Annotated in this window: 28 protein-coding genes; 25 read left to right on the top strand and 3 right to left on the bottom strand. The window is 71.9% G+C overall.

What is annotated here, in order from left to right:
• The first annotated feature begins 78 nt into the window (after positions 1-78).
• From ACM9LD_RS12735 to ACM9LD_RS12700, 8 genes are all read left to right on the top strand, one after another.
• On the top strand, positions 79-1,374 hold the full coding sequence (locus tag ACM9LD_RS12735) for a hypothetical protein (protein WP_415677008.1): 1,296 nt from the start codon (positions 79-81) through the stop codon (positions 1,372-1,374).
• A 14-nt stretch (positions 1,375-1,388) separates the two neighbouring features.
• The gene (locus ACM9LD_RS12730) at positions 1,389-2,240 is read left to right on the top strand and encodes a sugar phosphate isomerase/epimerase family protein (RefSeq protein WP_415677007.1); all 852 of its coding nucleotides are present in this window, start codon (positions 1,389-1,391) and stop codon (positions 2,238-2,240) included.
• 44 nt (positions 2,241-2,284) lie between these two features.
• Complete coding sequence (locus tag ACM9LD_RS12725) at positions 2,285-3,124, top strand: thioesterase family protein (RefSeq protein WP_415677006.1); 840 nt, start codon at positions 2,285-2,287, stop codon at positions 3,122-3,124.
• Positions 3,125-3,147: 23 nt separating this feature from the next.
• Positions 3,148-3,957 (top strand): pyrroline-5-carboxylate reductase, encoded by an 810-nt coding sequence (gene proC, locus ACM9LD_RS12720; protein WP_415677005.1) that lies wholly within the window; start codon positions 3,148-3,150, stop codon positions 3,955-3,957.
• Between the two features lie 128 nt (positions 3,958-4,085).
• Entirely contained in the window at positions 4,086-4,331 is a 246-nt protein-coding gene (locus ACM9LD_RS12715) for a helix-turn-helix domain-containing protein (protein ID WP_068523814.1), read from the top strand.
• 160 nt (positions 4,332-4,491) lie between these two features.
• Positions 4,492-4,593: a 30S ribosomal protein bS22 gene (locus tag ACM9LD_RS12710; protein ID WP_003402602.1), complete on the top strand. Its 102-nt coding sequence runs from the start codon at positions 4,492-4,494 to the stop codon at positions 4,591-4,593.
• Between the two features lie 75 nt (positions 4,594-4,668).
• Positions 4,669-5,751, top strand: coding sequence for an NAD-dependent epimerase/dehydratase family protein (locus tag ACM9LD_RS12705; RefSeq protein ID WP_415677004.1), 1,083 nt, complete (start codon positions 4,669-4,671; stop codon positions 5,749-5,751).
• A gap of 4 nt (positions 5,752-5,755) precedes the next feature.
• The gene (locus ACM9LD_RS12700) at positions 5,756-6,823 is read left to right on the top strand and encodes a lysophospholipid acyltransferase family protein (RefSeq protein WP_415677003.1); all 1,068 of its coding nucleotides are present in this window, start codon (positions 5,756-5,758) and stop codon (positions 6,821-6,823) included.
• A gap of 411 nt (positions 6,824-7,234) precedes the next feature.
• Here the strand turns inward: ACM9LD_RS12700 and ACM9LD_RS12695 are convergent, their stop codons facing one another.
• Positions 7,235-8,128 (bottom strand): HAD family hydrolase, encoded by an 894-nt coding sequence (locus tag ACM9LD_RS12695; protein WP_415677002.1) that lies wholly within the window; start codon positions 8,126-8,128, stop codon positions 7,235-7,237.
• 83 nt (positions 8,129-8,211) lie between these two features.
• On the opposite strand from ACM9LD_RS12695, the gene ACM9LD_RS12690 reads away from it, so the two are divergent.
• The 7 genes from ACM9LD_RS12690 (at position 8,212) to ACM9LD_RS12660 (ending at position 14,717) form a co-directional block, all read left to right on the top strand.
• Positions 8,212-8,469 carry a glutaredoxin family protein gene (locus tag ACM9LD_RS12690; RefSeq protein WP_415677001.1) on the top strand — a complete coding sequence of 86 codons (258 nt, stop codon included), beginning with the start codon at positions 8,212-8,214 and terminating at the stop codon, positions 8,467-8,469.
• 148 nt (positions 8,470-8,617) lie between these two features.
• The gene (locus ACM9LD_RS12685; protein ID WP_415677000.1) at positions 8,618-9,955 is read left to right on the top strand and encodes a glutamyl-tRNA reductase; all 1,338 of its coding nucleotides are present in this window, start codon (positions 8,618-8,620) and stop codon (positions 9,953-9,955) included.
• On the top strand, positions 9,948-10,898 hold the full coding sequence (gene hemC / locus ACM9LD_RS12680; protein WP_415676999.1) for a hydroxymethylbilane synthase: 951 nt from the start codon (positions 9,948-9,950) through the stop codon (positions 10,896-10,898). The genes ACM9LD_RS12685 and hemC overlap by 8 nt, the downstream gene beginning before the upstream one ends.
• Positions 10,899-10,924: 26 nt before the next feature.
• Positions 10,925-12,634 carry a bifunctional uroporphyrinogen-III C-methyltransferase/uroporphyrinogen-III synthase gene (locus tag ACM9LD_RS12675; protein ID WP_415676998.1) on the top strand — a complete coding sequence of 570 codons (1,710 nt, stop codon included), beginning with the start codon at positions 10,925-10,927 and terminating at the stop codon, positions 12,632-12,634.
• A gap of 21 nt (positions 12,635-12,655) precedes the next feature.
• On the top strand, positions 12,656-13,648 hold the full coding sequence (gene hemB / locus ACM9LD_RS12670) for a porphobilinogen synthase (RefSeq protein WP_415676997.1): 993 nt from the start codon (positions 12,656-12,658) through the stop codon (positions 13,646-13,648).
• Positions 13,645-14,223 carry a hypothetical protein gene (locus ACM9LD_RS12665; RefSeq protein WP_415676996.1) on the top strand — a complete coding sequence of 193 codons (579 nt, stop codon included), beginning with the start codon at positions 13,645-13,647 and terminating at the stop codon, positions 14,221-14,223. Before hemB ends, ACM9LD_RS12665 begins: the two co-directional genes overlap by 4 nt.
• Positions 14,220-14,717 carry a hypothetical protein gene (locus ACM9LD_RS12660; protein WP_415676995.1) on the top strand — a complete coding sequence of 166 codons (498 nt, stop codon included), beginning with the start codon at positions 14,220-14,222 and terminating at the stop codon, positions 14,715-14,717. Before ACM9LD_RS12665 ends, ACM9LD_RS12660 begins: the two co-directional genes overlap by 4 nt.
• Positions 14,718-14,720: 3 nt before the next feature.
• On the opposite strand, the gene ACM9LD_RS12655 is transcribed toward ACM9LD_RS12660, so the two are convergent.
• Complete coding sequence (locus ACM9LD_RS12655) at positions 14,721-15,302, bottom strand: TetR family transcriptional regulator (protein WP_415676994.1); 582 nt, start codon at positions 15,300-15,302, stop codon at positions 14,721-14,723.
• Between the two features lie 133 nt (positions 15,303-15,435).
• Between ACM9LD_RS12655 and ACM9LD_RS12650 the strand changes: the two genes are divergently transcribed.
• Positions 15,436-17,163, top strand: coding sequence for a GMC oxidoreductase (locus tag ACM9LD_RS12650; protein WP_415676993.1), 1,728 nt, complete (start codon positions 15,436-15,438; stop codon positions 17,161-17,163).
• A 1-nt stretch (position 17,164) separates the two neighbouring features.
• On the opposite strand, the gene ACM9LD_RS12645 is transcribed toward ACM9LD_RS12650, so the two are convergent.
• A complete protein-coding gene (locus tag ACM9LD_RS12645) occupies positions 17,165-17,641 on the bottom strand; it encodes an NUDIX hydrolase (RefSeq protein WP_415676992.1) in 477 nt (158 codons plus the stop codon).
• Positions 17,642-17,676: 35 nt separating this feature from the next.
• On the opposite strand from ACM9LD_RS12645, the gene ACM9LD_RS12640 reads away from it, so the two are divergent.
• The 9 genes from ACM9LD_RS12640 (at position 17,677) to ACM9LD_RS12600 (ending at position 26,987) form a co-directional block, all read left to right on the top strand.
• A complete protein-coding gene (locus ACM9LD_RS12640; protein WP_415676991.1) occupies positions 17,677-18,801 on the top strand; it encodes a serine hydrolase domain-containing protein in 1,125 nt (374 codons plus the stop codon).
• 69 nt (positions 18,802-18,870) lie between these two features.
• A complete protein-coding gene (locus ACM9LD_RS12635; protein ID WP_415676990.1) occupies positions 18,871-19,077 on the top strand; it encodes a heavy-metal-associated domain-containing protein in 207 nt (68 codons plus the stop codon).
• Between the two features lie 48 nt (positions 19,078-19,125).
• Positions 19,126-19,749, top strand: a complete 624-nt coding sequence (locus ACM9LD_RS12630) for a CYTH domain-containing protein (RefSeq protein ID WP_415676989.1) — start codon at positions 19,126-19,128, stop codon at positions 19,747-19,749.
• 110 nt (positions 19,750-19,859) lie between these two features.
• Positions 19,860-22,025, top strand: a complete 2,166-nt coding sequence (locus ACM9LD_RS12625; RefSeq protein WP_415676988.1) for an MMPL family transporter — start codon at positions 19,860-19,862, stop codon at positions 22,023-22,025.
• A gap of 5 nt (positions 22,026-22,030) precedes the next feature.
• Positions 22,031-22,708, top strand: a complete 678-nt coding sequence (locus ACM9LD_RS12620) for a TetR/AcrR family transcriptional regulator (RefSeq protein WP_415676987.1) — start codon at positions 22,031-22,033, stop codon at positions 22,706-22,708.
• A gap of 153 nt (positions 22,709-22,861) precedes the next feature.
• Complete coding sequence (locus ACM9LD_RS12615; RefSeq protein ID WP_415676986.1) at positions 22,862-24,274, top strand: purine-cytosine permease family protein; 1,413 nt, start codon at positions 22,862-22,864, stop codon at positions 24,272-24,274.
• Positions 24,275-24,367: 93 nt separating this feature from the next.
• Entirely contained in the window at positions 24,368-25,363 is a 996-nt protein-coding gene (locus ACM9LD_RS12610) for a methionine ABC transporter ATP-binding protein (RefSeq protein ID WP_415676985.1), read from the top strand.
• The gene (locus ACM9LD_RS12605) at positions 25,360-26,070 is read left to right on the top strand and encodes a methionine ABC transporter permease (protein ID WP_415676984.1); all 711 of its coding nucleotides are present in this window, start codon (positions 25,360-25,362) and stop codon (positions 26,068-26,070) included. The genes ACM9LD_RS12610 and ACM9LD_RS12605 overlap by 4 nt, the downstream gene beginning before the upstream one ends.
• Positions 26,067-26,987 (top strand): MetQ/NlpA family ABC transporter substrate-binding protein, encoded by a 921-nt coding sequence (locus ACM9LD_RS12600; RefSeq protein ID WP_415676983.1) that lies wholly within the window; start codon positions 26,067-26,069, stop codon positions 26,985-26,987. Before ACM9LD_RS12605 ends, ACM9LD_RS12600 begins: the two co-directional genes overlap by 4 nt.

The following is a 26,987-nucleotide window of genomic DNA, read 5'->3' as shown; positions in this document are numbered from 1 at the left end:
AGGGCGTGAGTGGCGGGTGTGAACTTTCCGGCACGCGCGGGGCCCACGAGGCCGACGAGCCACAGGACGGTGACGTGCATGAGCGAGGAGCGAAGGATTTCGCTGGCGGAGCTGCTCGCCAGGGACGGCGGCACTCCACCCCCACCCCCGGGCGGCCGCCGCCGGCGCCACCGCGGCGGCGAGAACTCGATCACCGTCGCCGAGCTGACCGGCGAGATCCCCGTCATCCGCGACGACCAGCCCGCGCCGGGCACCGAGGCCCCGGCCGAGCAGGCCGCGCCCGAAGCGCCGGCCGCCCCCGAAGCGCCCGCTGCGCAGGCTGTGCAGTCCGCGCCGGCCGCCCCGGCGCAGCCGTCCGCGTACGAGCCCGAGGTGGTGACCCCCGAGGCCGTCGAGCCCGAGGCCGCGGCGCCCGCCGCGCCCGAACCGGCCGCCCAGGCCGCCCAGGCCGCCCCGGCGGAGCCGGCCGACCAGGACGACCAGGACGACGACGAGCCGATCACCTCCTCCTTCCTCGCCGCCGCCGTGGCCGACCCCGGCCCCGTCGACGATCCTGCGCCGCAGGAGAGCGCGCCGCAGGAGCCCGAGGCGCCGGCGGCGGACGAGACGCCCGCGCAGCCCGAGGGCCGGCGCGGTGGGCTGCTCCGCTGGGGCCGTGGCTCCCGGGCGGCCGAGGCGCCGCAGGAGCCCGCGCAGGCCCCGGAGCCCGTGCCGGCGCCGGAGCCCGAGCCGGTCGCGGAGCCCGCCGCCGCGCAGGCCGCCGACGCCGCACAGGCGGAGGACGGCCGCGACTACGCGTGGTCGCGCTGGGATCAGGCGGAGGCGCCGATCATGGCCACCGCCGACTTCAACACCGCTCAGGTCCGCGAGCGCCAGTCCCGGTTCGCCGAGGTCGAGGCCGACGACACCGTCGACGTGAAGCCCGTCGCCGTGCCGGCCCCCGACGTGGACGCCCCCGTCGCGCCCGACACCGCGGCCCTGAGCGCTCAGCAGATCGAGGACGCGCGCGCCGAGGAGACCCCCGACTTCCTCGCGAAGCCGGGCACCGCCGACAGCGACGAGGACGCGGACGCCGACGAGAAGGACGCCGCGCCGGGCAAGGGGCGCGGCTGGGCGGCGCTCGCCGCCGAGGTCGTGCTCGGGCTCGCGGCCGGCGCCGGCCTCTTCTACGGCTTCTTCAAGCTGTGGAACTGGGGCGGCGGCTGGCCGACCATCGCGCTCACCGTCGTGCTGGCGTTCATCGTCATCATCGGCATCGTGACCTTCACGCACTACCTGCGCAAGACCACCGACTACCTGACGCTGGGGCTCGCGCTGTTCGTGGGCCTGGTGATCACCTTCGGCCCGCTGCTGATGGCGCTCGGCTCGAACTGAGTACGCTCGGCGTCGTGAGCGGGATACCGGTCGGACTGTCGACGGCTTCGGTCTACCCCGAGAAGCTCGAGGACGCCTTCCGGTACGCGGCGGAGACCGGCTACGACGGGGTCGAACTCATGGTCTGGCACGAGGGTGCCAGCCAGGACATCGCGAACGTGGCCGGGCTGTCCATGCGCTACGACGTGCCCGTGTTGTCCGTCCACGCGCCCTGCCTGCTCATCAGCCAGCGCGTGTGGGGCCCCGACCCCATGGCGAAGCTCGGCCGCGCGGTGACGGCCGCGGAGGACCTCGGCGCCGACACCGTCGTCGTGCACCCGCCGTTCCGCTGGCAGCGGCGCTACGCCGAGAACTTCGTGGACCTGGTCAGCGAGCTCGAGGACGACAGCCACGTCGCGATCGCCGTGGAGAACATGTTCCCGATGCGGCTCGACGCCTTCTTCGGGCGCCGGGGCGAATCCGTCGAGCGACTCAAGCGGCGCGGCCACCCGGGCACCGCGGTGTCGGCTTTCGCGCCGTCGATCGACCCGACGGACGTCGGCTACGCGAACTACACCCTGGACCTGTCGCACACCGCGACCGCGGGCGTCGACGCCCTCGAGCTCATGGACCGCATGGGCGACGGGCTGCGGCACCTGCACCTCACCGACGGCCTCGGCGCGGCCGTCGACGAGCACCTCGTGCCGGGTCACGGCACCCAGCCGGCCGCCGAGGTGTGCCGCCGGCTCGCCGTCTCGGGCTTCGACGGGCACGTGATCCTCGAGATCGCGACGGGCTCGGCGAAGACGCCCGAGGAGCGCCGTGCGATGCTCACGGAGGCGCTGGAATTCGCGCGGGAGCACCTGCGCGCCGACCCGGCCGCCTGACGTCGGGTACCCGCGCGGGTACCCCGGTAAAGGAGAGCGCACAGATGGCTTTGTTCGCGGACCTCGTCTCCGTCGCGAAGGCCCCCGGCGGGTACACCGCCGACATCGACCCCACCTGGTCGGTGGGCAGCAAGGTGCACGGCGGGGCCCTGCTCGCCGTGATCGCCTCGGCGGCGCAGGCCGCCTACCTCGACGACGGGGGCGACGCCGACGTCACGCCCGTCGTGATCTCCGCCGAGTACCTCGGCGCGCCCGATCCCGGCCACGTCGACCTGCGGACCGACGTGCGCAAGCGCGGCCGCACCACCTCGTTCGTCAACGTCGAGGCCGTGCAGGGCGACCGCGTCTACGTGCAGGCCGCCGTGACCCTCGCGCGCCGCGACGAGGGTGACGAGCGCTACACCGAGGCCCTCCCTCTCGACGCGATGCCGCCGACCCCGCCCGCCGACGCGCTGGCCTGGGACCCCGAGCATCCCGCCGCGAAGATCTTCAAGGTGGGCCGCGTGGCCGAGGTGCACTACGACGCGGAGACCCTGCCGGTGATCGAGGGCCGCACCGGGCCCGCCGAGACCCGCGGCTGGGTGCGGCTGCGCGAGGAGCCGCTCACGGGGCTGTTCGCGCTCCTCGCCACCGACATCTCGCTGCCCGTGGTCGCCAACCTCGGCGGCATCGGCTGGGCGCCCACCATCACGCTGACCGCGTCCGTCCGGCGCGAGCCCGTGAACGGCTGGCTGCGGTTCCGGGCGTCCGCGCCCGTCGTCGGGCAGCGGTGGTTCGAGGAGGACCACGTGCTGGTCGACGAGTCCGGGCACGTCGTCGCGACGTCCCGCCAGCTGGCGATGATGCCCCGCGGCCCCCGGACCCCCGAGCCCGAGAAGAACTGACGTCCCGGAAGAGGAGAACTGACATGGATGGTCGTATCGCGCTGATCGGCGGCGGGCGGATCGGCGAGGCCCTGCTGGGCGGCCTCATCGCCGCCGGGCACGCGCCCGAGGCGCTCACGGTCGCCGAGCCCCACGCCGGCCGCGGCGGGGAGCTCACGGAGCGCTACGGGGTCCGGGCGGTGACCACCGTCGCGGAGGCGGTCGACGGGGCGGACCTCGTGGTGATCGCCGTCAAGCCCGACGTGGTGACCGCGATCCTGCCCGACGTGTCCACCGCGCTGCGGCCGGGCGCGGTCGTGGCCTCGGTGGCCGCGGGCGTCCCCACGACCGTCTACGAGGCGGCCCTGCCCGCCGGGACGCCCGTCGTGCGGGTCATGCCGAACACGGCGATGCTCGTCGGCCGGTCGATGAGCGGGATCTCCGGCGGCCGGGAGGCGACGGAGGCGCACGTGACGCTCGTGCGGGAGGTCATGGACGCGGTGGGTAAGACCCTCGTCGTGCCCGAGGCGAAGCTCGACGCGCTCACCGCGCTGTCCGGCTCCGGGCCCGCCTACGCCTTCCTCGTCGCGGAGGCGATGATCGACGCCGGCGTGGATCTGGGGCTCACCCGGGACCAGGCGACGACCCTCGCCACGCACACGATCGCGGGCGCGGGTGCACTAATGGTTGAGACTTCCACGTCGCCCGTCGAGCTCCGGGCAGCGGTGACTTCTCCGGGCGGCACGACGGCCGCCGCAATCCGTGAGCTGGAGAAAAATGGCCTCCGACCTGCGTTTTACGCGGCGACACGGGCGTGCGCCGAGCGATCGGCCGAGCTCGGGCGCCTCGCCTAGAAGGTTCGGTTAGCTCACTCCCGTCGCATTATTCCCATTGGTACCGCTAAGCTGCTCGAAGCACGTGCGTGTCAGGTCCGCCGGAGGGGAAGCCGGCGGCGCGACATGTGCCGGAGGTTAGGGATTACATGGCGTCTGCAAACAAGAACACCAAGCCCGCCGAGATCGGTGCCGGAGCCCAGGCTCCCCAGGCAGCCGGCTCGTCGTTCCTGACGGTGGCCGAGGTCGCCACCCTCATGCGGGTGTCGAAGATGACGGTCTACCGCCTGGTGCACAACGGGGAGCTCCCCGCGGTGCGTGTGGGCCGGTCGTTCCGGGTCCACGAGAAGGCGGTCCACGACTACCTGCAGACCTCGTTCTTCGACGCGGGCTAGGCCCGTCGGAGAGGGTCGGCAGCAGCGGCGGCGCGGGCGGATTTCGCCTGGGCCGTCGCGACGGGTAAAGTAGAAGCCTGCTGCGTGGACGCGGGGGCTCTTCCGTACCCGGCCGCCGCGCACCGAACATGGCAATTCGATAGAGAGACGTGAGGAACCCATGGGTTCAGTGATCAAGAAGCGCCGCAAGCGCATGTCGAAGAAGAAGCACCGCAAGCTGCTCCGCCGCACTCGGGTGCAGCGTAGGAAGCTCGGCAAGTAGGCCTTCTGGTCACACTTTCATGAGAGCCCGCCCAGGATCTGGGCGGGCTTTCGTGTTTCCGGTTACCCTTCAGTAATGAGTGAGTCGGTCGTCACTGCGCCGCGCGTCGTCATGGTGACGGGCGCCTCCACGTTCGTGGGCGGCTACCTCGTGCGCCGGCTCGCGCAGCGCCCCGACATCGAGCGGGTGATCGGTGTGGACGCCGTGCCGCCGACCAAGGCGATGCACCGCCGGATGGAGCCCGCGGAGTTCATCCGCGTCGACTACCGCAGTCACATCTTCGGCAAGATCATGGCGACCAACGAGGTCGACACCGTCGTGCACTGCTCCACCTCGGTCACCGACAACCACTTCCCGTCCGGGTCCACGAAGGACGCGATCGTCTTCGGTTCCATGCGGGTCTTCGCCGCGTGCCAGAAGTCGGAGACGGTCAAGCGGGTCATCATGCGCTCGGCGACGCAGGTCTACGGCTCGCGCTCCCGCAACCCCGCGCTCATCACCGAGGACCTCGTCGGCGGCGCCGCCGCCAGCGGCCACCCGCGCGACCTGCTCGACGCCGAGGCCTACGCCCGCAGCATGGCCCGCCGTCGCACCGACATCGACCTCACGATCCTGCGCCTCGCGCCGATCCTGGGGCCCAACATCGAGACGCTGCTCGGCTCGCTGTTCGAGCGGCCGGTCGTGCCGTCGATCGTCGGCCGCGACGCCCGGCTGCAGCTGCTGCACCAGGACGACGCCCTGGGCGCGCTGGAGCACGCCGTGGTGGCCGGGAAGCCGGGCACGTACAACATCGCCGGCGACGGCGCGATCTCCATGTCGCAGGCCATCCGGCTCTCCGGCCGGTTGCCGCTGCCGGTGGTCAAGCCCGCGTTCGGGCCCGCCGTCGCGGCGATCCGTGGCCGGGGCCGCGGCCAGACGGACAAGGTGCAGCTCGCCTATCTGAGCTTCGGCAACGCCTTCGACACGACGCGCATGCGGAAGGAGCTCGGCTTCGAGCCGCGCTTCACCACACGGCAGGCGATGGAAGACGCCGCACGCCACGGCCGCACAGAACCTACAATCGGTGTGGATTCGATCGTGGCCGTCGAGCAGCGGGTCGCCTCGCTGGCACGACGGTTCGCGGGAATCGGCTCCGAGTACGGCACGGCTGGACGGTAGACACATGACCAACGCTTCAGGCTCACAGCACGCGAAGGTGCTGCAGCTGCCCGTGTCCATCGACACCGCTCGCACCGAGGGGCGCGAGCGCGCGCAGCAGCGGCACCCGTCCGCGCTGACCGGCACCCCGGCACCGTCGGCCCCGCGCCGCGAGGCCACGGTGCACGCTCTCAACCCCGACTACATCGCCGCCGCGCAGCCGGGCGAGCCCGGTCCGGGCTGGCGCGAGCGCGCCGCGGACTCGGTGGTCGACGGTGCCGCCTTCGTCCGCGAGCGGCTCACCGGCGACTACGACATCGATCCCTTCGGCTTCGATCCGCACCTGACCGACGCGCTCTTCCTGCCGGCGCTGCGGCCGGTCTACGACAAGTGGTTCCGGGTGGACACCACCGGCGCCGACAACCTGCCCCGCGAGGGCGGCGCGCTGCTCGTGGCGAACCACTCCGGCGTGATCCCGCTCGACGGGCTGATGTCGGCCGTCGCGGTGCACGACAACCACCCCGACCAGCGGCACCTGCGCCTGCTGGCCGCCGACCTGGCCTTCGAGTACCCGGTCATCGGCGAGGTCGCCCGCAAGATGGGCGCCACCGTCGCCTGCAACGCGGACGCCGAGGCGCTGCTCACCCGGGGTGAGCTCGTCGCCGTGTGGCCCGAGGGCTTCAAGGGCATCGGCAAGCTCTACCGCGACCGGTACAAGCTGCAGCGCTTCGGCCGCGGCGGCTTCGTGACCGCCGCGATCCGCGCCCAGGTCCCGATCATCCCGGTGTCCATCGTGGGCGCCGAGGAGACGTACCCGATGCTCGCCGACGTCAAGCCCGTCGCGCGACTGCTGGGCCTGCCCTACGCGCCGATCACGCCGCTCTTCCCGTGGCTCGGCCCGCTGGGCATGGTGCCGCTGCCGTCGAAGTGGCACATCGAGTTCGGCGAGCCCATCGCCACGGACCGCTTCACCGAGGCCGACGCCGACGATCCCATGGTGGTCTTCGAGCTCACCGACAACGTCCGCGAGACCATCCAGCAGTCCCTCTACCGCATCCTCGCGCGCCGGAAGAACATCTTCCAGGACTTCTGAGCGTCGGGCACCGTCGGCCGGTCCGACGGTGCGCCGCCCGCCCGGCGGGTGTGCCGTCGGCGCGTCGGGTTCGCGCGGCGCCAGTACTGCTTCGTGTTCGTCCCTCGCGCGGCGCCGAAAGGCGACTCCGACGTTCGTTCCCCCGTGAGACGCCGCTCGTGCGGTGGGGGAGCGGTCGTCTCCCACGCGGCGCCGATTCCCCCACGGCACACCGGCTACCGCCGGAGTTGCCTGCGGTTTCGGCGGCGGCGACCTGCGATCTCGTCGCCGAATCCGCTAGCAATCGCCGGTCCGGCGGCCGTCTCTCCGAACCGCGAGCCATCACCCGCCGGCGAACTGGCGTTGTTCAGTATCTGTATGGGCATCGCGATGACACCGACCGCGACGGCGGGCACCGTCGAACTCGAGGAACTAGTCGTCGCTGAAGTGCTTGATCAGCGCGGCGGCACCGCCGATGGCCGCACCGACGCCGATGGCGGTGGGGACGCCGATCTTGGCGGCCTTGCGGCCGGTGCGGTAGTCGCGGATCTCCCAGCCCCGCACCCGCGCGACGTCACGCAGGTCCGAATCCGGATTGATGGCGACGGCGGTGCCCACCAGGGAGAGCATCGGCACGTCGTTGTGCGAGTCGCTGTAGGCGGTGCAGCGCTTGAGGTTCAGGCCCTCGCGGATCGCCAGCGACCGGACGGCGTGCGCCTTGCCCAGGCCGTGCAGGATGTCGCCGACGAGCTTGCCCGTGAACACCCCGTCCTGCGACTCGGCGACGGTGCCGAGCGCGCCGGTGAGGCCCAGCCGGTCGGCGATGGTCTGCGCCAGCTCGACGGGGGTGGCCGTCACCAGCCACACCTGCTGCCCGGCGTCGAGGTGCATCTGCGCCAGCGCGCGGGTGCCCGGCCAGATCTTGTCGGCGATGATCTCGTCGTAGATCTCCTCGCCGACGGCCTTGAGCTCCTCGGTGGAACGGCCGGCGATGAAGGACAGCGCCTTCTCGCGCCCGGCGGCGACGTCCTCGCTGTTCTCCTTGCCCGTGAGCCGGAACTTGGCCTGCGCCCACACGGCCGAGGCCAGGTCGGAGTAGGAGAAGTAGTTGCGCGCGGCGAGGCCGCGGGCGAAGTGCACGATCGAGGCGCCCTGCACCATCGTGTTGTCGACGTCGAAGAAGGCGGCCGCGGTGAGGTCCGGCGGCACCTGGCCGTCCTCGCGGCCCTCCTTCTCGAGCAGCAGCGAATGGGCGGCGTCGGCGCTCGCCTCGCCCGCCGCGCTCTGCCGTTGTTCGTCGGCGCTGGCCTGGTCGGACAAGGGCACCTCCCCACTCGCGTGATCCCACGTGCGTGATCTCCCCTCAACCTTAGCGGCGCGCGCCGCCCTCGGGGTGGGACACTCGGCACATGTCCGTGATCACGCTGCTCACCAGGGAGGGGTGCGGGATGTGCGCCCGCGCCCACGACGAGCTCACCGCGCTCGTCGAGGAACTCCGCGCCGCCGACCGCCCCGTCGACTACCGGCAGCTCGACGTCGACGCGCCCGGCAACACCGAGTACCGCGGCGAGTACGGCGACATGCTGCCGGTGGTCCTGCTCGACGGCGAACAACACAGCTACTGGGAAGTGGATGTTCCGCAGCTCCGGGCGGATATCCTCGGGTGAACGACCCTCGCGGGTGACCCGCCGTCACCTGCACGGGTGAGGTGAGGCTGTGCGCGTTTTCCCATTTCAGGGGATGCGGGGTACCGTGCCTTAACGGGAAACTACGGACTGTAGTTCACCCGTCAAGATCTTCGAAGGAGCAGCGAGGGTGTCGGTTCTGCTGTTCGGCGCGTCGCACCGCAGCGCGCCGGTGTCGGTCCTCGAGAAACTGGCGATCACCGAGACCGATCGTCCCAAGGTGCTGGCGCAGCTCATGGAGTCGCCCCACATCGACGAGGTCATGGTCGTCACCACCTGCAACCGCGTCGAGATCTACGCCGTCGTCGAGGCCTTCCACCCCGCCCTGGAAGCCGTCTCCGACGTCCTCTCCGCCCGCTCCGGCCTCACCATCAACGAACTCAGCAAGCACGCCTTCGTGCGCTACTCCGAGGCGGCCGTCCAGCACCTGTTCTCCGTCGCCTCCGGCCTCGACTCGATGGTCGTCGGCGAGCAGCAGATCCTCGGCCAGATCCGTGGCGCCTACGCCGCCTCCGACGAGCACCAGGTCGCGGGCCGCGTGGTCCACGACCTCGCGCAGCGCGCCCTGCACGTGGGCAAGCGCGTGCACACCGACACCGGCATCGACAAGGCCGGCGCTTCCGTCGTCTCCGTCGCCCTCGACCGCGCGCAGGACATCCTCGGCGCGCAGGGCGGCTCGCTGCGCCGCGCCGTCGTCGTGGGCGCGGGTGCCATGGGCGGCCTCGGCGTCGCCCACCTGGCCCGTGCCGGCGCCGTCGACGTGACGGTCGCCAACCGCACCCAGGACAAGGCCGATCGCCTCGCGCAGGCCGCCCTCGACGGTGGCGTGGCCGCCGCCCGCGGCGTCGCCATGGACGACCTCGTGGTCGCCCTCGCCGACGCCGACGTGCTCATCGCCTGCACCGGCGCCGTCGGCAGCGTCGTCAGCCTCGCCGACGTGCACTCCGCGCTGGCGCAGCGCACCGTCGACACCGATCTCGTGGTGTGCGACCTCGGCCTGCCACGGGACGTCGACCCCGCCGTCGCCGGGCTGCCGGGCGTGGCCGTCATCGACATCGACGCCCTCTCCCGCGAGCCGGGCACGCAGGCCGCGGAGGAGGACGCCGAGAAGGCCCGCGGCATCGTCTCCGACGAGTTGGCCGAGTACCTCTCCGCGCAGCGCTCGGCCGAGGTCACCCCGACGGTGACGGCCCTGCGCCGGCGCGCCGCCGAGGTGGTGGAAGCCGAACTGCTGCGGCTGGATTCGCGTCTGCCGGGCCTCGAGGGCACGGACCGCGACGAGGTGGCGCAGACGGTGCGCCGCGTCGTCGACAAGCTCCTGCACGCCCCGACGGTGCGCGTCAAGCAACTGGCCGCCACCCCGGGCGGCGACTCCTACGCGGAGGCGCTGCGCGAGCTCTTCGAACTCAAGCCGGGCGCCACGGGCGCCGTCTCCGCGACCGAAGGATCCGACGACCGAAGTGTCTGAAGTGACCGCCACCCCGATTCCCGACCCCATCCGCATCGGTACCCGCGGCTCGCTGCTGGCGACCACGCAGGCCGGCACCGTGCGCGACGCACTGATCGCGGCGGGCCACCCGGCCGAGCTGGTCATCGTGACCACGCCGGGCGACCTGAGCTCCGATCCGGTCGAGAAGATCGGCGTCGGCGTCTTCACCTCCGCGCTGCGCGACGCACTCGCGAACCGCGAGGTCGACGTGGCCGTGCACTCCTACAAGGACCTGCCCACCGCGCCCGACGAGCGGCTCTCGATGCCCGCCGTGCCGCCCCGTGAGGACTCGCGCGACGCCCTCGTGGCGCGCGACGGCCTGGTGCTGGGGGAGCTGCCGGCGGGTTCCGTGGTCGGTACGTCCAGCCCGCGGCGAGCCACACAGCTTAACGCACTGGGTCTGGGTTTGGAAATCCGCCCCCTACGAGGCAACCTTGACTCTCGGTTACGCAAAGTAGCGGACGGCGAACTCGACGCGATCGTGGTCGCCCTCGCCGGACTCAAGCGGATCGGTCGCCACAACGAGGTGACGGAGGCGCTGGATCCGGTGCAGATGCTGCCGGCGCCCGCACAGGGCGCACTCGCGGTGGAGTGCCGACGCGACGATGCGGAACTGCATTCCGTGCTCTCCGGCCTGGACGATCCGGTCACGCGCGCGGCGGTCACCGCCGAGCGCGCCCTCCTCGCCGAGCTGGAAGCCGGATGTACCGCACCCGTCGGTGCGATCGCGGAAGTCGTCGAGTCCCTCGACGACGACGGTCGGATCTTCGAGGAGCTGTCGTTGCGCGGCATCGCGCTCGCGGCGGACGGCTCCGACTCGGTCCGCGCCTCCGTGGTCGGCCCGGTGGGCGACGCCGGCGCGCTGGGCATCGCGCTGGCACGGGAGCTGCTCGACCTGGGCGCACGCGACCTGCTCGCGTAGCACCCGCAACTACTGGGAGCCGATACATGAGCCGCACTGCACAGTCCGCGAAGGCCGACACGGCAGCCGACACCGACACGGTGTCCGCGCGCGTCGCCGCGAAGACGAACAAGCCCGCCCGGGGCCGGGCGGTGGCACCGGGCCGCATCACCTTCGTGGGGTCCGGCCCGGGCGATCCGGGGCTCCTCACGCTGCGTGCTGAGCAGACTATCGCGGGCGCCCGGACGGTCTACACCGACCCCGACGTTCCGCAGACCGTCGTGGACATGGTGGGCACCGCGCTGCCGGCCGAGCCCGTCGAGGCCGACGACGCCGCCGACGGCGCGACCGCGAAGGGCCGCAAGGGCGAGCCCGCCGTGCGCAATCCCGCCACCGTCGCGCCCGCGCTGGGCGAGCCCGCCGAGGTCGCGAAGACCCTGCTGGCGCAGGCCCGCCACGGCCTCGACGTCGTGCGCCTCGTCGCCGGCGATCCCCTGTCCTCCGACGCCGTGCTGGCCGAGGTGAACGCCGTCGCCCGCACCCAGATCGCCTTCGAGATCGTCCCGGGCCTGGCGCCCGCGACGGCCGTCCCCACCTACGCCGGCATGGCGCTCGGCTCGGCGCACACCGAGGCCGACGTGCGCGGCGAGGTCGACTGGGCGGCGCTGGCCGCGGCCCCGTCGCCCCTGGTCCTGAGCGCGACCGCCGAGCACCTCGCCGACACCGCCTCCGCGCTGGTCGAGAACGGCCTCGCGCCGCAGACCCCGGTGGCCGTCACCGCGCAGGGCTCCACCTGCAAGCAGAAGACCGTCGAGGCCACCCTCGCCACGCTGAACGAGGCCGGCGCGGGCCTGCCCGGCCCGCTCGTGGTCACCGTCGGCAAGGTCGTGGGCCAGCGGAACAAGCTCTCCTGGTGGGAGTCGCGCGCGCTGTACGGCTGGACCGTGCTCGTGCCCCGCACCAAGGATCAGGCCGCCGAGATGTCGAACCGGCTGCGCGCCCACGGGTCCATCCCGATGGAGGTCCCGACCATCGCCGTCGAGCCGCCCCGCAGCCCCGCGCAGATGGAGCGGGCGGTCAAGGGCCTGGTCGACGGCCGCTACCAGTGGGTGGTCTTCACCTCGACCAACGCCGTGCGCGCCGTGTGGGAGAAGTTCATCGAGTTCGGCCTGGACGCCCGCGCCTTCTCCGGCGTGAAGATCGCCTGCGTCGGCGAGCAGACCGCCGCCAAGGTCCGCGCCTTCGGCATCGAGCCGGAGCTGCTGCCCACGGGCGAGCAGTCCAGCCTGGGCATGCTCGAGGTCTTCCCGCCCTTCGACGACGTCTTCGACCCGGTCAACCGGGTCCTGCTGCCGCGCGCCGACATCGCCACCGAGACCCTCGCCGAGGGTCTGCGCGACCGCGGCTGGGAGATCGACGACGTGACCGCGTACCGCACGGTGCGCGCCGCGCCGCCGCCCGCCTCGACCCGCGAGATGATCAAGTCCGGCGACTTCGACGCGGTCTGCTTCACCTCCAGCTCGACGGTGCGCAACCTCGTCGGCATCGCCGGCAAGCCGCACGCCCGCACCATCGTCGCGTGCATCGGCCCGAAGACGGCCGAGACCGCGATCGAGTTCGGCCTGCGGGTGGACGTGCAGCCGGAGACCGCGTCGGTGGAGGATCTCGTCGAGGCCCTGGCCGCGCACGCGTCGCGGCTCCGCGCGGAGGGCGCCCTGCCCCCGCCGCGGAAGAAGCCGCGCCGCTCGCGGTCCTGACGCTTACGTAGGCTGGGAGGCATGACCTTTCCCCACGTGCGGCCGCGCCGGCTGCGCACCACGCCCGCCGTCCGGCGGCTCGTCGCCGAGGTGTCGGTGGAGCCGCGGCAGCTCGTGCTGCCGATGTTCGTGCGCGACGGGATCGACGCGCCGCTGCCGATCTCGTCGATGCCGGGCGTCGTCCAGCACACGCCCGATTCGTTGCGTGCCGCGGCCGAGGAGGCCGTCCGCGAGGGCGTCGGCGGGATCATGCTGTTCGGCGTCCCCGACGACGCCGACAAGGACGCCGAGGGCAGCGCGTCGTGGAACCCCGACGGGGTGCTCAACCGCGGCCTGCGGGCCCTCCGGGACGACCTGGGCGATGCGACGGTCATCATGGCGGACACGTGCCTGGACGAGTTCACCTCGCACGGGCACTGCGGCGTGCTCGACGGTGCCGGGCGCGTCGACAACGACGCCACCCTGGAGCGGTACGCCCTCATGGGCGTCGCGCAGGCCGACGCCGGGGCGCACATGCTCGGACCGTCGGGGATGATGGACGGCCAGATCGGCGTGCTGCGTTCCGCGCTGGATGCCGCTGGGCACCAGGACGTCTCGCTGTTCGCGTACACCGCGAAGTACGCGTCGCCGTTCTACGGCCCGTTCCGCGAGGCCGTCGGCTCGTCGCTGCAGGGCGATCGGCGGACGTACCAGCAGGATTCGGCGAACCGGCGGGAGTCGCTGCGCGAGCTCGAGCTGGACCTCGCCGAGGGCGCCGACATCGTGATGGTCAAGCCGGCGATGAGCTACCTCGACGTGCTCGCCGACGTGGCCGCCGCGTCGCCGGTTCCGGTGGGGGCGTACCAGATCTCGGGGGAGTACGCGATGATCACCGCCGCCGCCCAGAACGGCTGGATCGACCGCGACGCCGCGATCCGCGAGTCGCTGCTGTCGATCCGCCGCGCCGGCGCCGACATCGTGCTGACCTACTGGGCCGCCGAGGCCGCGGGGTGGCTGAAGAGGGGTACGTGGTGAGCATGCACCACCAGGGCCCCGTCTGGCCCGGCCCCGGCCCGCAGCCGCCCACCTGGCCGGCGCCGCCGCCCGTGCCGAAGCCCGAGCGCGGGCCGCGTCCCGACGACGTGAAGCTCTCCGTGCAGCTGTGGATCTTCGTCATCGTCGCGTCGGCGATCTCCCGCGTCGCGCAGGCGATCTCGACCCGCGGCTCCGACGAGCTGCGCGAGCAGTTCGACCGGATGCGCGAGGGCGACGGCATCATCGCCCGCACCTCCCGCGAGCAGTACAAGACCTTCGAGCAGTACGACACCACGACCTTCGTGCTCGCCATCGTCATGGTGGTGGTCGGCGTCGCCGTGGCGGCGGGCCTGGTCTACTTCCTGTGGCGCGGGCAGAGCTGGGCGCGGCTGGTGCTCCAGTTCGTCGCCGCGTTCGTCCTGGTGCAGGGCGTGCTCGCCTTCTTCTCCGGGAACGGCGCGGTCGCCGTCCCGGCCATCCTCGCGGCGATCGCCGTGGTGGGGGCCATGATCGCGGCCAACAGCCGCGACGCGCTCGAGTACTTCAAGCCGGGCTCCACGGCGGCCCGCCGGTGACCGCGCCCGTGGCTCCGCTCTACGCCGAGCGGGGCCTGTCGCGCATCTGGCTGGTGCTGGTGCCCCTGGCGACGGTGGCGATGATCCTCACCCAGTGGCTGCTCGCCGGCCGCACCTCCGAGTGGTGGATCTGGCTGCTCCTGGGCCTCGCGACGCAGGGCTTCGTCTGGCTGCAGGTGACCGCCGGCCGCACCCACGTCTCGATGGCGATCACGCCCGAGGAACTGCGCTGCGGCGAGGAGACGATCCCCGTCGCCGACATCGCGCGGATCCTGCCCGGCAAGTCCCCCGACCACCCGCGCAAGGCCAAGCCGGAGGACTTCCCGGCGTGGTCCTCGGCGCGCGCCATGGGGCGGCTGAGCACCGTGCCGCGGCGCCGCTACGGCATGGGCATCCAGCTGGCCGACGGTTCGACGGTGCAGGCCTGGGCCCGCAACGACTACGCGCTGCGCGCGGCCCTCGAGCCGCTGCTCGCCGCCCGGTCCGGGAGCTGATCCTCAGCCGATGAGGGCGGCGGCCGTGCGCTCGATCTGCGTCGCCGCCTCGTCGACGGTGCCGCGCGGCGCCAGCAGGTGGCTCACGGTGAGCCGCACGAACACTTCGACCGTCCCATCGTCGACGGCGGCACCGTCCGGCCGGGCGTCGAGCGCCGCGCGCACCGCGCCGATGGCCCGCCCGAGCACCGGCTCCGGGTCGGTGGTGAGCAGCGGCAGCAGCTCCGCGCCCGCGCCGGGGACGCCGGCCAGGATCGACTTGAGCAGCGTGTTGTCGGAGCCGTGCACGAGCGCGGCCCGGGCCCCCGCGCCCAGTCCCGCGACGGTCGTCTCGGCGGCCGTGATCGCGGCCGTCACCGCGTCGAGGTAGCGGTCCGCGTCGCGCTGGACCAGAGCCGTGGCCAGGTCCTGTTTGGCGCCGAGCTCCTTGTACAGCGCGGTGCGGCTCACGCCCACGCGCTTGGCGATGAGCGACATGTTCACGGCGTCCCAGCCCTGGTCGACGACCAGGGCGCGGGCCGCATCGAGCGCGCGGTCGCGCAGCAGCTGCTTGACCTCGGTGTGGAAGCTCGCGGGAGCGCTCATGTACTCAGCGTACATCTTGTAGACGATTGTCCGCATGGTTGACAGAACTGGCAGATGTGTAATCAAATGGAACACGACAGTGATTCATGTCACCTCGGCGACCGCCCCGTCGAGGAGGACCGAAGGAGACGCCATGTCCAGCTCAGCCGCACCGCAGAAGCCGTCGAAGTCGGGTACCGATTACGACGTCCTGGTGATCGGATCCGGCTTCGGCGGGTCCGTCACCGCCCTGCGCCTCACCGAGAAGGGCTACCGCGTGGGCGTCCTCGAGGCCGGTCGGCGATTCGCCGACGAGGACTTCGCGAAGACCAGCTGGGACCTGCGCAAGTTCGTCTGGATGCCGGCGCTCGGCCTGTACGGCATCCAGCGCATCCACATGCTGCGCGACTGCCTGATCCTGGCCGGGGCGGGCGTCGGCGGCGGCTCGCTGAACTACGCGAACACGCTGTACAAGCCGCCCGCTTCCTTCTTCGCCGACGAGCAGTGGGCCGGGATCACCGACTGGTTCGACGAGCTCTCGCCCTACTACGACCAGGGCCGCCGGATGCTGGGTGTGGTGCAGAACCCGCACCTGACGCCGGCCGACGAGATCGTCAAGCAGGTCGCCGACGACATGGGCGCGGGCGAGACGTTCATCCAGACCCCCGTCGGCGTGTACTTCGGCGAGCCCGGGAAGACCGTCCCCGACCCCTTCTTCGGCGGCGCCGGCCCCGACCGCACCGGCTGCATCGAGTGCGGCGAGTGCATGACCGGCTGCCGCCACGGCGCCAAGAACACGCTGGTCAAGAACTACCTCGGGCTAGCGGAGCGCGCGGGAGCCCAGGTGCACCCGCTCACGACGGTGACCGACCTGACCCGGCTCGTCGACGGCAGCTGGGCCGTCACGACGGTCCGATCGGGCGCGAAGCTCCGCAAGCGCCGCCGCACCTACACCGCCCGGCACGTGGTCTTCGCCGCCGGCACCTGGGGCACGCAGCAGCTGCTGCACCGGCTGCGCGACGAGGGCTCCCTGCCGGAGCTGTCCGACCGGGTGGGCGTGCTCACCCGGACCAACTCCGAGTCGATCCTCTCCGCGGTGCGCATGACGGTCGACAAGGAGCTCGACCTCACCCGCGGCGTCGCGATCACCAGCTCCTTCCACCCGAGCAGTGACACCCACGTCGAGCCGGTGCGCTACGGCAAGGGCTCCAACGCGATGGGCATGCTGCAGACGCTGATGACCGACGGTGGGGGCCGCACGCCGCGCTGGCTGAAGTTCCTCGGCACCGTCGTGCGGCATCCGCTGGCCTTCCTCCGCGTGCTGCTCGTGGGCGGCTGGAGCGAGCGGACGATCATCGCGCTGGTCATGCAGAACCTCGACAACTCGATCACCACGTTCACCAAGCGCGGCCTGTTCGGCCGGAAGATGTCGTCGCGGCAGGGCCACGGCGAGCCGAACCCCACCTGGATCCCGCTGGGCAACGAGGCGACGCGGCGCATCGCCGACAAGATCGGCGGCGCGCCCGCCGGCACGTGGGGCGAGGTCTTCAACATCCCCATGACCGCGCACTTCCTGGGCGGCTGCGCGATCGGCGCGGACCGGTCGACCGGCGTCATCGACCCGTACCACCGGGTGTACGGCTACCCGACGCTCAGCGTGGTCGACGGCTCCGCCGTCTCCGCGAACCTCGGTGTGAACCCGTCGCTGACCATCACCGCGCAGGCCGAGCGGGCCGCGGCGCTGTGGCCGAACAAGGGCGAGGCCGATCAGCGCGCCCCGCAGGGCGAGCCCTACCGCCGCATCGCGCCCGTCGCGCCGCGGCACCCGGTCGTGCCCGCCACCGCTCCGGGAGCCCTCCGCCTGCCGCTGTACGTGGTCTGAGTCACTGCCACGCCGGGCGGGTGTCGCCACGCAGGGCGGCGAGGCCGCGGCGTACCCGCTCGGTCTGCCGCACCGACATCGCCGGCAGCGCCTCGGGGTGGAACCACGCGATCTCGAGCGACTCGTCGTCGGCGACGTGCGCCTCGCCGGCGACGTAGCGGCACAGGAACAGGAGCGTGAGGTACTGCGCCACATCGCCGTTCGGGTAGTGGACGGGCTCGTCGGTGCGGACCGCGAGCAGGTCGAGCACCTCCGCCTCGACGCCCGCCTCCTCGCGGATCTCGCGGACGATGGCCTCGGCGGGCTGCTCACCCGGCTCGAGGATCCCCGCGATCGAGGCCCACTCGCCGGTGTCGGCGCGGCGGCCCAGCAGCACCTCGCCCGCCTCGTTCGCGACCACCGCGGCGACGCCGGGCAGCCAGAGCAGGTCGGTGCCGATCTTCTCGCGGATGCTGCGCACGTACTCGGGGATGGGCATGCTTGTGAGCGTACGTACCCGATCCAGGAGGCGCCGTGCTGCAGGAACTGATCGAGCGGGAGATCGCGCAGGGGCCGCTGCCGGGCGCGGTCGCGGCGTTCGACGACTCGGCGGGGCTGGAGGTCGCCGTCGGGGGCGAGCGGGCACCCGGTGTCCCGATGTCGCGCGACACCGTGTTCCGTATCGCGTCCATCGGCAAGCCGATCCTCGCCGCGGCGGCCCTCGTGCACGTCGAGCGCGGCACCGTCGGGCTCGACGATCCCGTCGCGCGCTGGCTGCCCGAGCTCGCCGAACCGCGCGTCCTCCGCGACCCGAGCGGCCCGCTCGACGACACCGTCCCGGCGGTCCGCCCCATCACCGTGCGGCACCTGCTCTCGTTCACCGGGGGCCTCGGCATGGTCTCCGACTTCGAGGCGCCGCTGATGCAGGAGCTGTTCGGCACGCTGCACCAGGGCCCCGCCGACCCGCTCGGCACCCCGCCGCCCGACGAGTGGCTCGCGGCCGCCGCGCGCCTGCCACTGGCGCACCAGCCGGGGGACGGGTGGACCTACAACACCGGCGCCGATCTCCTCGGCGTGCTGCTCGCCCGCGCCGCCGGGATCACCCTGGGTGAGGTGCTGCGCGACGCGGTGCTGGGGCCGCTGGGCATGGCCGACACCGCCTTCCGCGCGACCGAGGCGATGCGCCCGCGGCTCGGTGACGCCGTGATGTCGACACCGGAGGGGCTCGCGATCGTCGACCCCGCCGACGGCGCCTTCCTCGCCGAGCCGGTCTTCGAATCCGGTGGTGGCGGGCTGCTCTCCACCCTCGACGACCTTCTCCGCTTCGGCCGGATGCTCCGCGGCGCGGGGGAGTCCGACGGGGTCCGCGTGCTCAGCCCGGAGGCCGTGGCCGCGATGACGTCGGTGCAGGTGCCGCCCCAGCCGGGCGACGTCTTCCTCGACGGCGCCGCCTGGGGCTACGGCGGCGCGGTGGACGTCGACCGCGTGCACCCGTGGAGCGTCCCGGGGCGTTACGGCTGGGTCGGCGGCTCGGGCACGGCGTTCTACTTCTATCCGGATTCGGGCAGGATCGCGGTGTGGCTCGGGCAGTTGCAGCTCGCGGGTCCCGCGGAGGGCGGGCCGATCGAGCGGTTCTGTGCGGCCGCGATGGCGGATTGATACCCCTAGGGGGTATTGTGGACGGTGCGCGACGAGCGACGATCGCGTCAGTGTTGTAAGGAGCGAGATATGGCAGTGGAGAGCACCTACACCGTGACCGGCATGACCTGCGGGCACTGCGCGGCGTCGGTCAGGGAGGAGATCTCGGAGATCGGCGGCGTGACGAACGTGGACGTGAACGTCGAGACCGGTGCCGTCACCGTCGCCAGCGAGGCCGAGCTGACGCGCGACGCCGTCGAGGCCGCCGTCAAGGAGGCGGGCTACACGCTGGTCTGAGCGGTCCGCTTCGCGCGGATCGCCACCCCGACCGGCTACGGTGGGGGCATGTCTGAGCAGGGTTTCGGGGACTTCGAGTTCGAGCGCAAGTTCTTCGTGCGCGAGGTCCCCGAGGCCGCTGCTCTCGACCCCACGCCGACCCTCATCGTGCAGGCCTACCTGTTCGCCGCCGACGGCTACGCCGTCCGGGTCCGCGTGCAGGGGCCGGCGCCGGCGGAACTGACCGACGATCCCGGCGCGCTCGTCGACGCCCTCGACGGCGTGACCACCGGCACCATGACGGCCAAGGGGCCCGCCGTGAGCGGCACCCGGTACGAGGCCGAGCGCGAGCTCGACGCCCTCGTCGCCGGGCAGATCGTGCGCCGCGCCGAGCACGTCGTCGCCAAGGTCCGCTACTCCATGTGGCTCGGCGAGGACGGCTGGATCGTCGACGACTTCCTCGGCGCCAACGCCCCGCTCGTGATGGCGGAGGTGGAGCGCGGCGGCCCCGTCGTGGACCTCGCGATCCCCGACTTCTGCGTCACCGAGGTCTCCGAGGACGAGCGGTTCCGCAACGAATACCTCGCGCACGTACCCTTCGGCGGCTGGTCCGAGACCTACGCCCGCGAGCTGGCCCTCCTCGGCCCGCGCTTCGTGCACAGCCTGGGCGAGAACCGCCTCGGCGGCGTCTGAAACCCCTCCCGTCCTCAGGGTGGCGGAGATCTCCGTCTCCGGGCGGTTGACGCGCCCTGTATTAACACTGTTAACTTAACGTCGTTAATACAACTGGAAGGGGACGCACGATGATCGACGCACTCACCCGCTTCGTCGCGCGCCGCGCGAAGGCCGTGCTGCTGCTGGCCGTGATCCTGCTCGCCGCGCTGGGCCTCGCGGGCGCCGGCGTCGCCGACAAGCTGCAGGCCGGCGGCTACGTCGACCCGCAGGCCGAGGCCATGCAGACCTACGACCGCATGGCCGACGACTTCCACCGCGGCGGGCTGCCGCTGGTGCTCGCCGTCTCGATCCCCGAGGGCCAGGAGGCCGCCGCGGGCGCCTACGGCCGCGGCCTGGTCGATCGGCTCAAGGCCGACGGTCGCGTCGAGAGCGTGGTCGACGGCTTCAGCACGCCCACGCCGATGCTGCTCAGCGAGGACAAGCGCACCGCGCTCATCGTCGCCGCCATCGCGGGCGGCGAGTCGCAGGCCCCGCTCAACGCGAAGGCCATCGTCGGCGACCTGCCGCAGCCGCCCCCGTCGGTCACCATGACCCCCGGCGGCCAGGCCTACAGCTACGCGCAGATCAACGACCAGTCCTCGCGCGACCTGCTGCTCGCGGAGGCCGTCGCCATCCCCATCACCTTCCTCGTGCTGGTGTGGGTCTTCGGCGGGCTGGTCGCAGCCGCGATCCCCGTGCTCATCGGCATCGCCGCGATCATCGCGACCACCGGCATCCTGCGCGCGTTCACCACGTTCACGGACGTCTCGATCTTCGCGCTCAACCTCACCACCGCCATGGGGCTCGCGCTCGCGATCGACTACACGCTGCTGGTGATCTCCCGCTACCGCGAGGAGGTGGCCGCGGGAAGCGACCGCCCGGAAGCCCTGCGCCGCACCATGAACACCGCCGGCCGTACCGTGCTGTTCTCCGCGGTCATCGTCGGGCTCTCGCTCGCCGCGATGGCGATCTTCCCCATGTACTTCCTGCGCTCCTTCGCCTACGCGGGTGTCGCGGTGGTGGTCTTCGCGGCCCTGGCCACGCTGATCCTCACGCCCGCGATCCTCACGGTGCTCGGCGACCGCGTCGACGCGCTGAAGATCGGCCGCCGCCGCGCGGAACCGGCGCCGCAGGACAGCCTCTTCTACCGGCTCACCCGCGCGGTGCTGCGTCGCGCCGTGCCCATCGGCCTCGCGCTCGTCGCGCTCCTGCTGATCCTCGGAACCCCGTTCCTCAGCATCCATTTCGGCTTCCCCGACGACCGCGTGCTGCCGTCGTCGTCGAGCTCGCACCAGGTGGGCGACACCATCCGGTCCGACTTCGCCGAGGACGCCTCGGGGCAGGTCAGCGTCGTCCTCACCAGCACCGTCGACGACGGTGCCGTGGCCGACTACGCCGTGCGCCTCTCGCAGGTCCCGGACACCGGGGCCGTGGTGGCCCCGTCGGGCACGTACCTCGCCGGGCAGCGCGTTGCCGACGGTGACCCGACCGCCCGGGCCGCGAACGGGACGGCGCTGCTGCTGGTCTCGTCGAAGCTCGACCCGCTGTCGCAGGCCGCGTCCGACCAGCTCGACCGGCTGCACGAGGTGCAGGCTCCTGCGCCCCCGACCTTCGGCGGCTCCGCGCAGCTCAACCGCGACTCGGTGCAGTCGATCCTCGACACCCTCCCGACGGTCCTCGCCGTGATCGCGGTGACCACCTTCATCCTGCTGTTCCTGTTGACCGGCTCCCTCGTGCTGCCGCTCAAAGCGCTGGTGATGAACGTGATCTCGCTGTCGGCGGTGTTCGGCGCGCTGGTCGCGATCTTCCAGTGGGGCTGGCTCGGCGGGCTCGACACGACGGTGACCGGAGCGATCATCGCGAACATGCCGGTGCTCATGTTCTGCATCGCCTTCGGGCTCTCGATGGACTACGAGGTGTTCCTGCTCTCCCGCATCAAGGAGTTCTGGGACCACTCGGAGACGAAGGACCACGCCGCGAACGACGAGGCCGTGGCGATGGGCATCACCCGCACCGGCCGCGTGGTGACGGCCGCCGCGCTGCTCATGGCGATCGTCTTCGCCGCCATCGGATTCGCCGGCGTCTCCTTCATGAAGATGTTCGGCGTGGGCATGATGATCGCGGTGCTGCTGGACGCCACCCTGATCCGGATGCTCCTCGTGCCCGCGTTCATGCGCGTGGCGGGCGTGTGGAACTGGTGGGCGCCGGCTCCGATGAAGCGCCTGTACGACCGCGTCGGTCTGCGAGAATCGTAGGCACCATGGAGCAGGGACGACGGCGGCGCAACAAGCGCGGCGACGGGGAGCGGCTCGCCGCCGAGATCCTCGACGCCGCCACGGATCTGCTCATCGAGACGGGCAGCGCCGAGGCGGTCTCGATCCGGGCGGTGGCGCAGCGCGCCGGCGTCACGCCACCGTCGATCTACCTGCACTTCCCCGACAAGGACGCGCTGCTCACCGCCGTCGTCGCGCGGTACCTCGGGCAGCTCGATGACGCGCTCAGCGAGGCCGAGGCCGGCGCCCCGACCCCGCTCGACGCGGCGCGGGCGCAGGGCCTGGCCTACGTGCGCTTCGCCCTCGCCACGCCCGAGCTGTACCGGCTGGCGGCGATGACCCCGTCGGACGACGCCTCCGACGTGGACGTCGTGCTCACCACCGCGGCGTTCGCGCACCTCGAACAGAACGTGCGCGACCTGCAGGAGGAGGGCTACTACCCGCCCGGCGACCCGCAGCCCATCGCGCTGCGCATGCTCACCGTCGTGCACGGCGTCGCGTCGCTGCTCGTCGCGAAGCCCTTCCTGCCGTGGGGCGATCCGATCGAGTACGCCGACCGCGTGATCAGCGGCGCGTGCCTCGGCATCGCCCTCACCGCGGGCATGGACGAGTTGCCCGACGGTGCCGCCGCCCTCGCCCTGGTCCGGGAGCTCCGCGGCGGCTGAGTCACCGGTCGCTGTTCAGTGACAACGCCCGTGACCTGCCCGTTCGCAGCTGCAAGGGGCTTGACAAGCATTTGTATAGACAGCACTATACGAATGGCCGGGGTGATCCTCGTCACTGCCGCGCGGCAGTTCCGCTCAGAACGAAGGACCCCGATGGCGACGACGAACGCGAAGGCACCGCTGCGGGAACGCCGCACCATCGACGTGGTGCCCGACTCCGAGCGACACGGCACGCCCCGCAGCCAGTTCACGCTGTGGTTCGGGGCGAACCTGCAGATCACCGCCATCGTCGACGGTGCCCTCGCCGTCGTCTTCGGCGCCGACGCGCTCTGGGCGATCATCGGCGTGCTGATCGGCAACGTGCTCGGCGGCGCCGTGATGGCGCTGCACGCGGCACAGGGCCCGCGGCTGGGCCTGCCGCAGATGATCTCGAGCCGCGCGCAGTTCGGGGTGAAGGGCGCCGCGGTGCCGCTGGTGCTGGTGATCCTCATGTACCTGGGCTTCGCGGCCACGGGCACTGTGCTCTCCGGGCAGGCGATCAACCGCCTGATCGGGGTGGACGAGCCCGCCGTCGGGATCGTGATCTTCGGGGCCCTGACCGCGGTCGTCGCGGTGGTCGGCTACCGGCTGATCCACATTGTCGGCCGGATCGCCACCGTGGTCGGGATCGTGGGCATCGGGTACCTGATGGTGCGCCTGTTCTCCGCGTACGACGTGGGCGCCGTGGTGGGGGTGAAGGGCTTCGACATCGTCACGTTCCTCCTCGCGATCTCCCTCGGCGCGGGCTGGCAGCTCACGTTCGGGCCGTACGTCGCGGACTACTCGCGCTACCTGCCGCGGTCGACGCCGGAGCGCACCACCTTCTGGGCGACGTTCGCGGGCAGCGTGATCGGCTCGCAGATCTCGATGACCTTCGGCGCCCTCGTCGCGGCCTGCGCCTCGAAGGCCTTCCTCAGCAACCAGGTCGGCTTCCTGGGCGACTTGGCCGGCCCCGCCGCCGCGGCCGCCGTGGTCTATCTGGTGATCGTGGTGGGCAAGCTGACGGTCAACGTCCTCAACGCCTACGGCGGCTTCATGTCGGTGCTCACCACCGTCACCGCGTTCGGCGGCGGTTCGCGGATCTCGTCGCTCGCCCGCACGCTGTACATCGTCGGCTTCGTCGCCGTCTCCGTGATCATCGCGATCGCCGCGAGCGCCGACTTTCTGGAGAACTTCAAGAACTTCGTGCTGGTGCTGCTCATGGTGTTCACCCCGTGGAGCGCCATCAACCTGATCGACTACTACGTGATCTCCAAGGAGCGCATCGACATCCCCGCGCTCTACGACCCGGCCGGCCGGTACGGATCGTGGCAGTGGGCGGCGCTGTTCGCGTACGCCGCGGGCATCGTCATCCAGATCCCGTTCCTCGCGCAGAAGCTGTACACCGGGCCCGTCACGGACATGCTCGGCGGCGCGGACATCTCGTGGATCGTCGGGCTGCTCGGTACCGCGGCGATCTACTACCCGCTGGCCAAGAGCACCTCCCGCGCACCGGCCGAGATGATCTACCCCGCCTCCGACTCCTGACCCGGCGTCGGTCGCTCGGATCAGGGTGACCGCAACCGTTCTCTCGCCGGGCCGCGTGCCGCACTGTTCTCCTCACATTCCGAGGAGGAGACGATGATCGAGGTGCACAGCCTCACCAAGACCTACGGGACCGGCGCGGCGGCGACGCCCGTGCTGCGCGACGTGGGTTTCACCGTGGCCGCGGGCGAGATCTTCGCCGTCGTCGGCCCCAGCGGCGCCGGCAAGTCGACGCTCGCGCAGTGCCTGAACCTGCTGGAGCGGCCGACGAGCGGCACCGTCGTGATCGGCGGGCAGGACCTGACGGCGCTGCCGGAGGGGCAGCTGCGGGCGGCCCGCCGCCGGATCGGCACCGTCTTCCAAGCGTCCAGCCTGCTCCGCCGCCGCACCGCGGCCGAGAACGTCGCGCTGCCGCTGGAGTACCTGGGTGTCACCAAAGGGGAGACGCGGGCGCGCGTCGCCGAGCTGCTCGACCGGGTGGGGCTGGCGGACAAGGCCGGCCACTACCCGCACCAGCTCTCCGGCGGCCAGCGTCAGCGCGTCGGGATCGCCCGCGCGCTGGCGCTGCGGCCCAAGGTGCTCCTCTCCGACGAGGCCACGTCGGGCCTCGACCCGGAGGCCACCGCGCAGTACCTCGACCTGCTCCGCGACGTGCGCGACGAGCTGAACCTCGCCGTCGTGCTCATCACGCACGAGATGGACACCATCGTCCGCGTCGCCGACAGCGCCGCGCGCCTCGACCACGGGGTCCTCGCCGAGCAGGGCGCCCTCGTCGACCTGCTGACCGACCCGGAATCGGTGCTCGGCGAGGCCCTCCGCGCCGCCGGGCCCGCGGCGGCGGCGCCGTCCGGCCAGACGACGGTGCGCCTGACCTACGACACGACCGTGCCGGCCGATTGGCTCAGCCGCGTCACCCTCGAGACCGGGGCCGCGGTCGCGCTGCTCTCGGCGTCCGTGCAGGCCGTCGGGGGCGTCACCGTCGGAACGGTCACCGTCGGGATCGACGACGGTGACCTGACCCGCGTCCTGGATTCGGCGCGCGCCCTGGGGCTGCGCACCGACGCCGCCGCCCGCGAGGCGGTGGCCGCATGACCTACCTCGCCTCCGGGATCACGGTGCCGCTCAGCGACATCCCCGACCTGGTGCTGCCCGCGCTGCGCGACACGGTGATCATGGTGGGGCTCGTCATGGTGATCGTGCTCGTCGTGGGCGTGCCGCTGGGCGCCCTGGTGCACAACCTCGCGCCGGGCGGCCTGCTCGCGAGACCGGCGCTGCACCAACCCCTCACGTGGGTCATCAGCATCGGGCGTTCGCTGCCCTTCCTCGTGCTCATGACGGCGATCATCCCGTTCACCCGGTTCCTCACCGGCACCAACATCGGCATCGCCGCCGCGGTCGTCCCGATGTCCATCGCGGGCATCGCCTTCTTCGCCCGGATCGTCGAGAACAGCCTGCGCGCCCTACCGCCCGACGTGGTGACCGTGGCCAAGGCGTCGGGCGGTTCCAACGCCCAGATCATCTGGGGCGCACAGATCCCCGAGGCGCTGCCGGGCATCGTCGGCGGCCTCACCATCAACACCATCGCCATGATCGAGTACTCGACGATCGCCGGCACCATCGGCGCGGGCGGCCTCGGCTACGTCGCCGTGACCTACGGCTACCAGCGGTTCGACCACGGCGTCATGATCGCCACCATCCTCGTGCTCATCGTGGTGGTCACCGCGATCCAGCTCGCCGGCGACGCGCTCGTACGTCACCTCACCCCCGAACAGACCGTCCTCCGAAAGGCCCTCGCATGAGCGACACCGAAACCCCCACCCCGGCAGCGCCTCCCGCCGACGACGACCACGGTTTCACCACGCGCGGCTCGCGCCGGCCCCTCATCATCGGCGTCGTGATCCTCGTCGTGCTCGTGGTGGCCGGCTTCGTGGGCTGGCGCGCCTTCGGCGGCTCCGACGCGAAGACCGCCAACGAGACCGCCGGCGCCACCCTGCTCGTGGCCACCACCGAGGGCAACGCGGCGGAGCAGGCGCTCATCGAGTTCATCGCGAAGGACGTGGCGCCCCGCCACGGCATCACCGTCGCCTTCAAGGGCCTCGCCGACTCCACGACGATCAACCGCGCCGTCAGCGAGGGCGAGGTCGCGGCCACCGTCTACCAGCACAAGCTGTGGCTCGGGCAGGTGCTGCAGGCGAACCCGGACTTCCGCGAGGAGGCGGCGACGCCCGTCTTCCGGTGGGGCTTCGGGCTGTTCTCCGACAAGTACACCGACCCGCAGCAGCTGCCGCAGAACGCGAAGGTCTCGCTGTACTCCGACCCGGCCAACGAGGCCCAGGGGCTGTGGTTCCTCGAGCGGGCAGGGCTCATCACCCTCAAGCCGGGCGTCAACAAGTGGCAGGCCACCGTCAAGGACATCGCGACGAACCCGAAGAACCTGCAGTTCACCCTGCTCGACTTCGCCGCGCAGACCCGCGCGCTGCCCGACCTCGACGCCGCCGTCGGCTACACCGAGTACTACCTCGCCGCGGGCGTGAGCATCGAGAAGGAGATCTTCGCGCCGCCCGCCCCCGACGAGTTCGCCGGCCAGCTGACGATCGGCACCCGCTGGAAGGACACCGAGAACATCAAGAACCTCGTCGCGGCGTTCAAGGACCCGGCGGTGCAGGAGTTCCTGCGCACCGATCCGCGGGTGAAGGACATCCTGCTGCCGCTGTAG

The sequence above is a fragment of the Tsukamurella hominis genome (assembly GCF_965137015.1).
GTDB lineage: Bacteria > Actinomycetota > Actinomycetes > Mycobacteriales > Mycobacteriaceae > Tsukamurella > Tsukamurella hominis.
This window is presented reverse-complemented; position numbering and strand designations above follow the sequence as displayed.

Coding starts and splice junctions, on each gene's coding strand:
- ACM9LD_RS12625 (WP_415676988.1), top strand. CDS start 19,860: ATGATCGACGCACTCACCCGCTTCGTCGCGCGCCGCGCGAAGGCCGTG.
- ACM9LD_RS12690 (WP_415677001.1), top strand. CDS start 8,212: ATGTCCGTGATCACGCTGCTCACCAGGGAGGGGTGCGGGATGTGCGCC.
- ACM9LD_RS12645 (WP_415676992.1), bottom strand. CDS start 17,641: ATGCCCATCCCCGAGTACGTGCGCAGCATCCGCGAGAAGATCGGCACC.
- ACM9LD_RS12715 (WP_068523814.1), top strand. CDS start 4,086: ATGGCGTCTGCAAACAAGAACACCAAGCCCGCCGAGATCGGTGCCGGA.
- ACM9LD_RS12675 (WP_415676998.1), top strand. CDS start 10,925: ATGAGCCGCACTGCACAGTCCGCGAAGGCCGACACGGCAGCCGACACC.
- ACM9LD_RS12635 (WP_415676990.1), top strand. CDS start 18,871: ATGGCAGTGGAGAGCACCTACACCGTGACCGGCATGACCTGCGGGCAC.
- ACM9LD_RS12615 (WP_415676986.1), top strand. CDS start 22,862: ATGGCGACGACGAACGCGAAGGCACCGCTGCGGGAACGCCGCACCATC.
- ACM9LD_RS12605 (WP_415676984.1), top strand. CDS start 25,360: ATGACCTACCTCGCCTCCGGGATCACGGTGCCGCTCAGCGACATCCCC.
- ACM9LD_RS12650 (WP_415676993.1), top strand. CDS start 15,436: ATGTCCAGCTCAGCCGCACCGCAGAAGCCGTCGAAGTCGGGTACCGAT.
- ACM9LD_RS12655 (WP_415676994.1), bottom strand. CDS start 15,302: ATGAGCGCTCCCGCGAGCTTCCACACCGAGGTCAAGCAGCTGCTGCGC.
- proC (WP_415677005.1), top strand. CDS start 3,148: ATGGATGGTCGTATCGCGCTGATCGGCGGCGGGCGGATCGGCGAGGCC.
- ACM9LD_RS12710 (WP_003402602.1), top strand. CDS start 4,492: ATGGGTTCAGTGATCAAGAAGCGCCGCAAGCGCATGTCGAAGAAGAAG.
- ACM9LD_RS12600 (WP_415676983.1), top strand. CDS start 26,067: ATGAGCGACACCGAAACCCCCACCCCGGCAGCGCCTCCCGCCGACGAC.
- ACM9LD_RS12735 (WP_415677008.1), top strand. CDS start 79: ATGAGCGAGGAGCGAAGGATTTCGCTGGCGGAGCTGCTCGCCAGGGAC.
- ACM9LD_RS12705 (WP_415677004.1), top strand. CDS start 4,669: ATGAGTGAGTCGGTCGTCACTGCGCCGCGCGTCGTCATGGTGACGGGC.
- ACM9LD_RS12630 (WP_415676989.1), top strand. CDS start 19,126: ATGTCTGAGCAGGGTTTCGGGGACTTCGAGTTCGAGCGCAAGTTCTTC.
- hemB (WP_415676997.1), top strand. CDS start 12,656: ATGACCTTTCCCCACGTGCGGCCGCGCCGGCTGCGCACCACGCCCGCC.
- ACM9LD_RS12610 (WP_415676985.1), top strand. CDS start 24,368: ATGATCGAGGTGCACAGCCTCACCAAGACCTACGGGACCGGCGCGGCG.
- ACM9LD_RS12700 (WP_415677003.1), top strand. CDS start 5,756: ATGACCAACGCTTCAGGCTCACAGCACGCGAAGGTGCTGCAGCTGCCC.
- ACM9LD_RS12725 (WP_415677006.1), top strand. CDS start 2,285: ATGGCTTTGTTCGCGGACCTCGTCTCCGTCGCGAAGGCCCCCGGCGGG.
- ACM9LD_RS12620 (WP_415676987.1), top strand. CDS start 22,031: ATGGAGCAGGGACGACGGCGGCGCAACAAGCGCGGCGACGGGGAGCGG.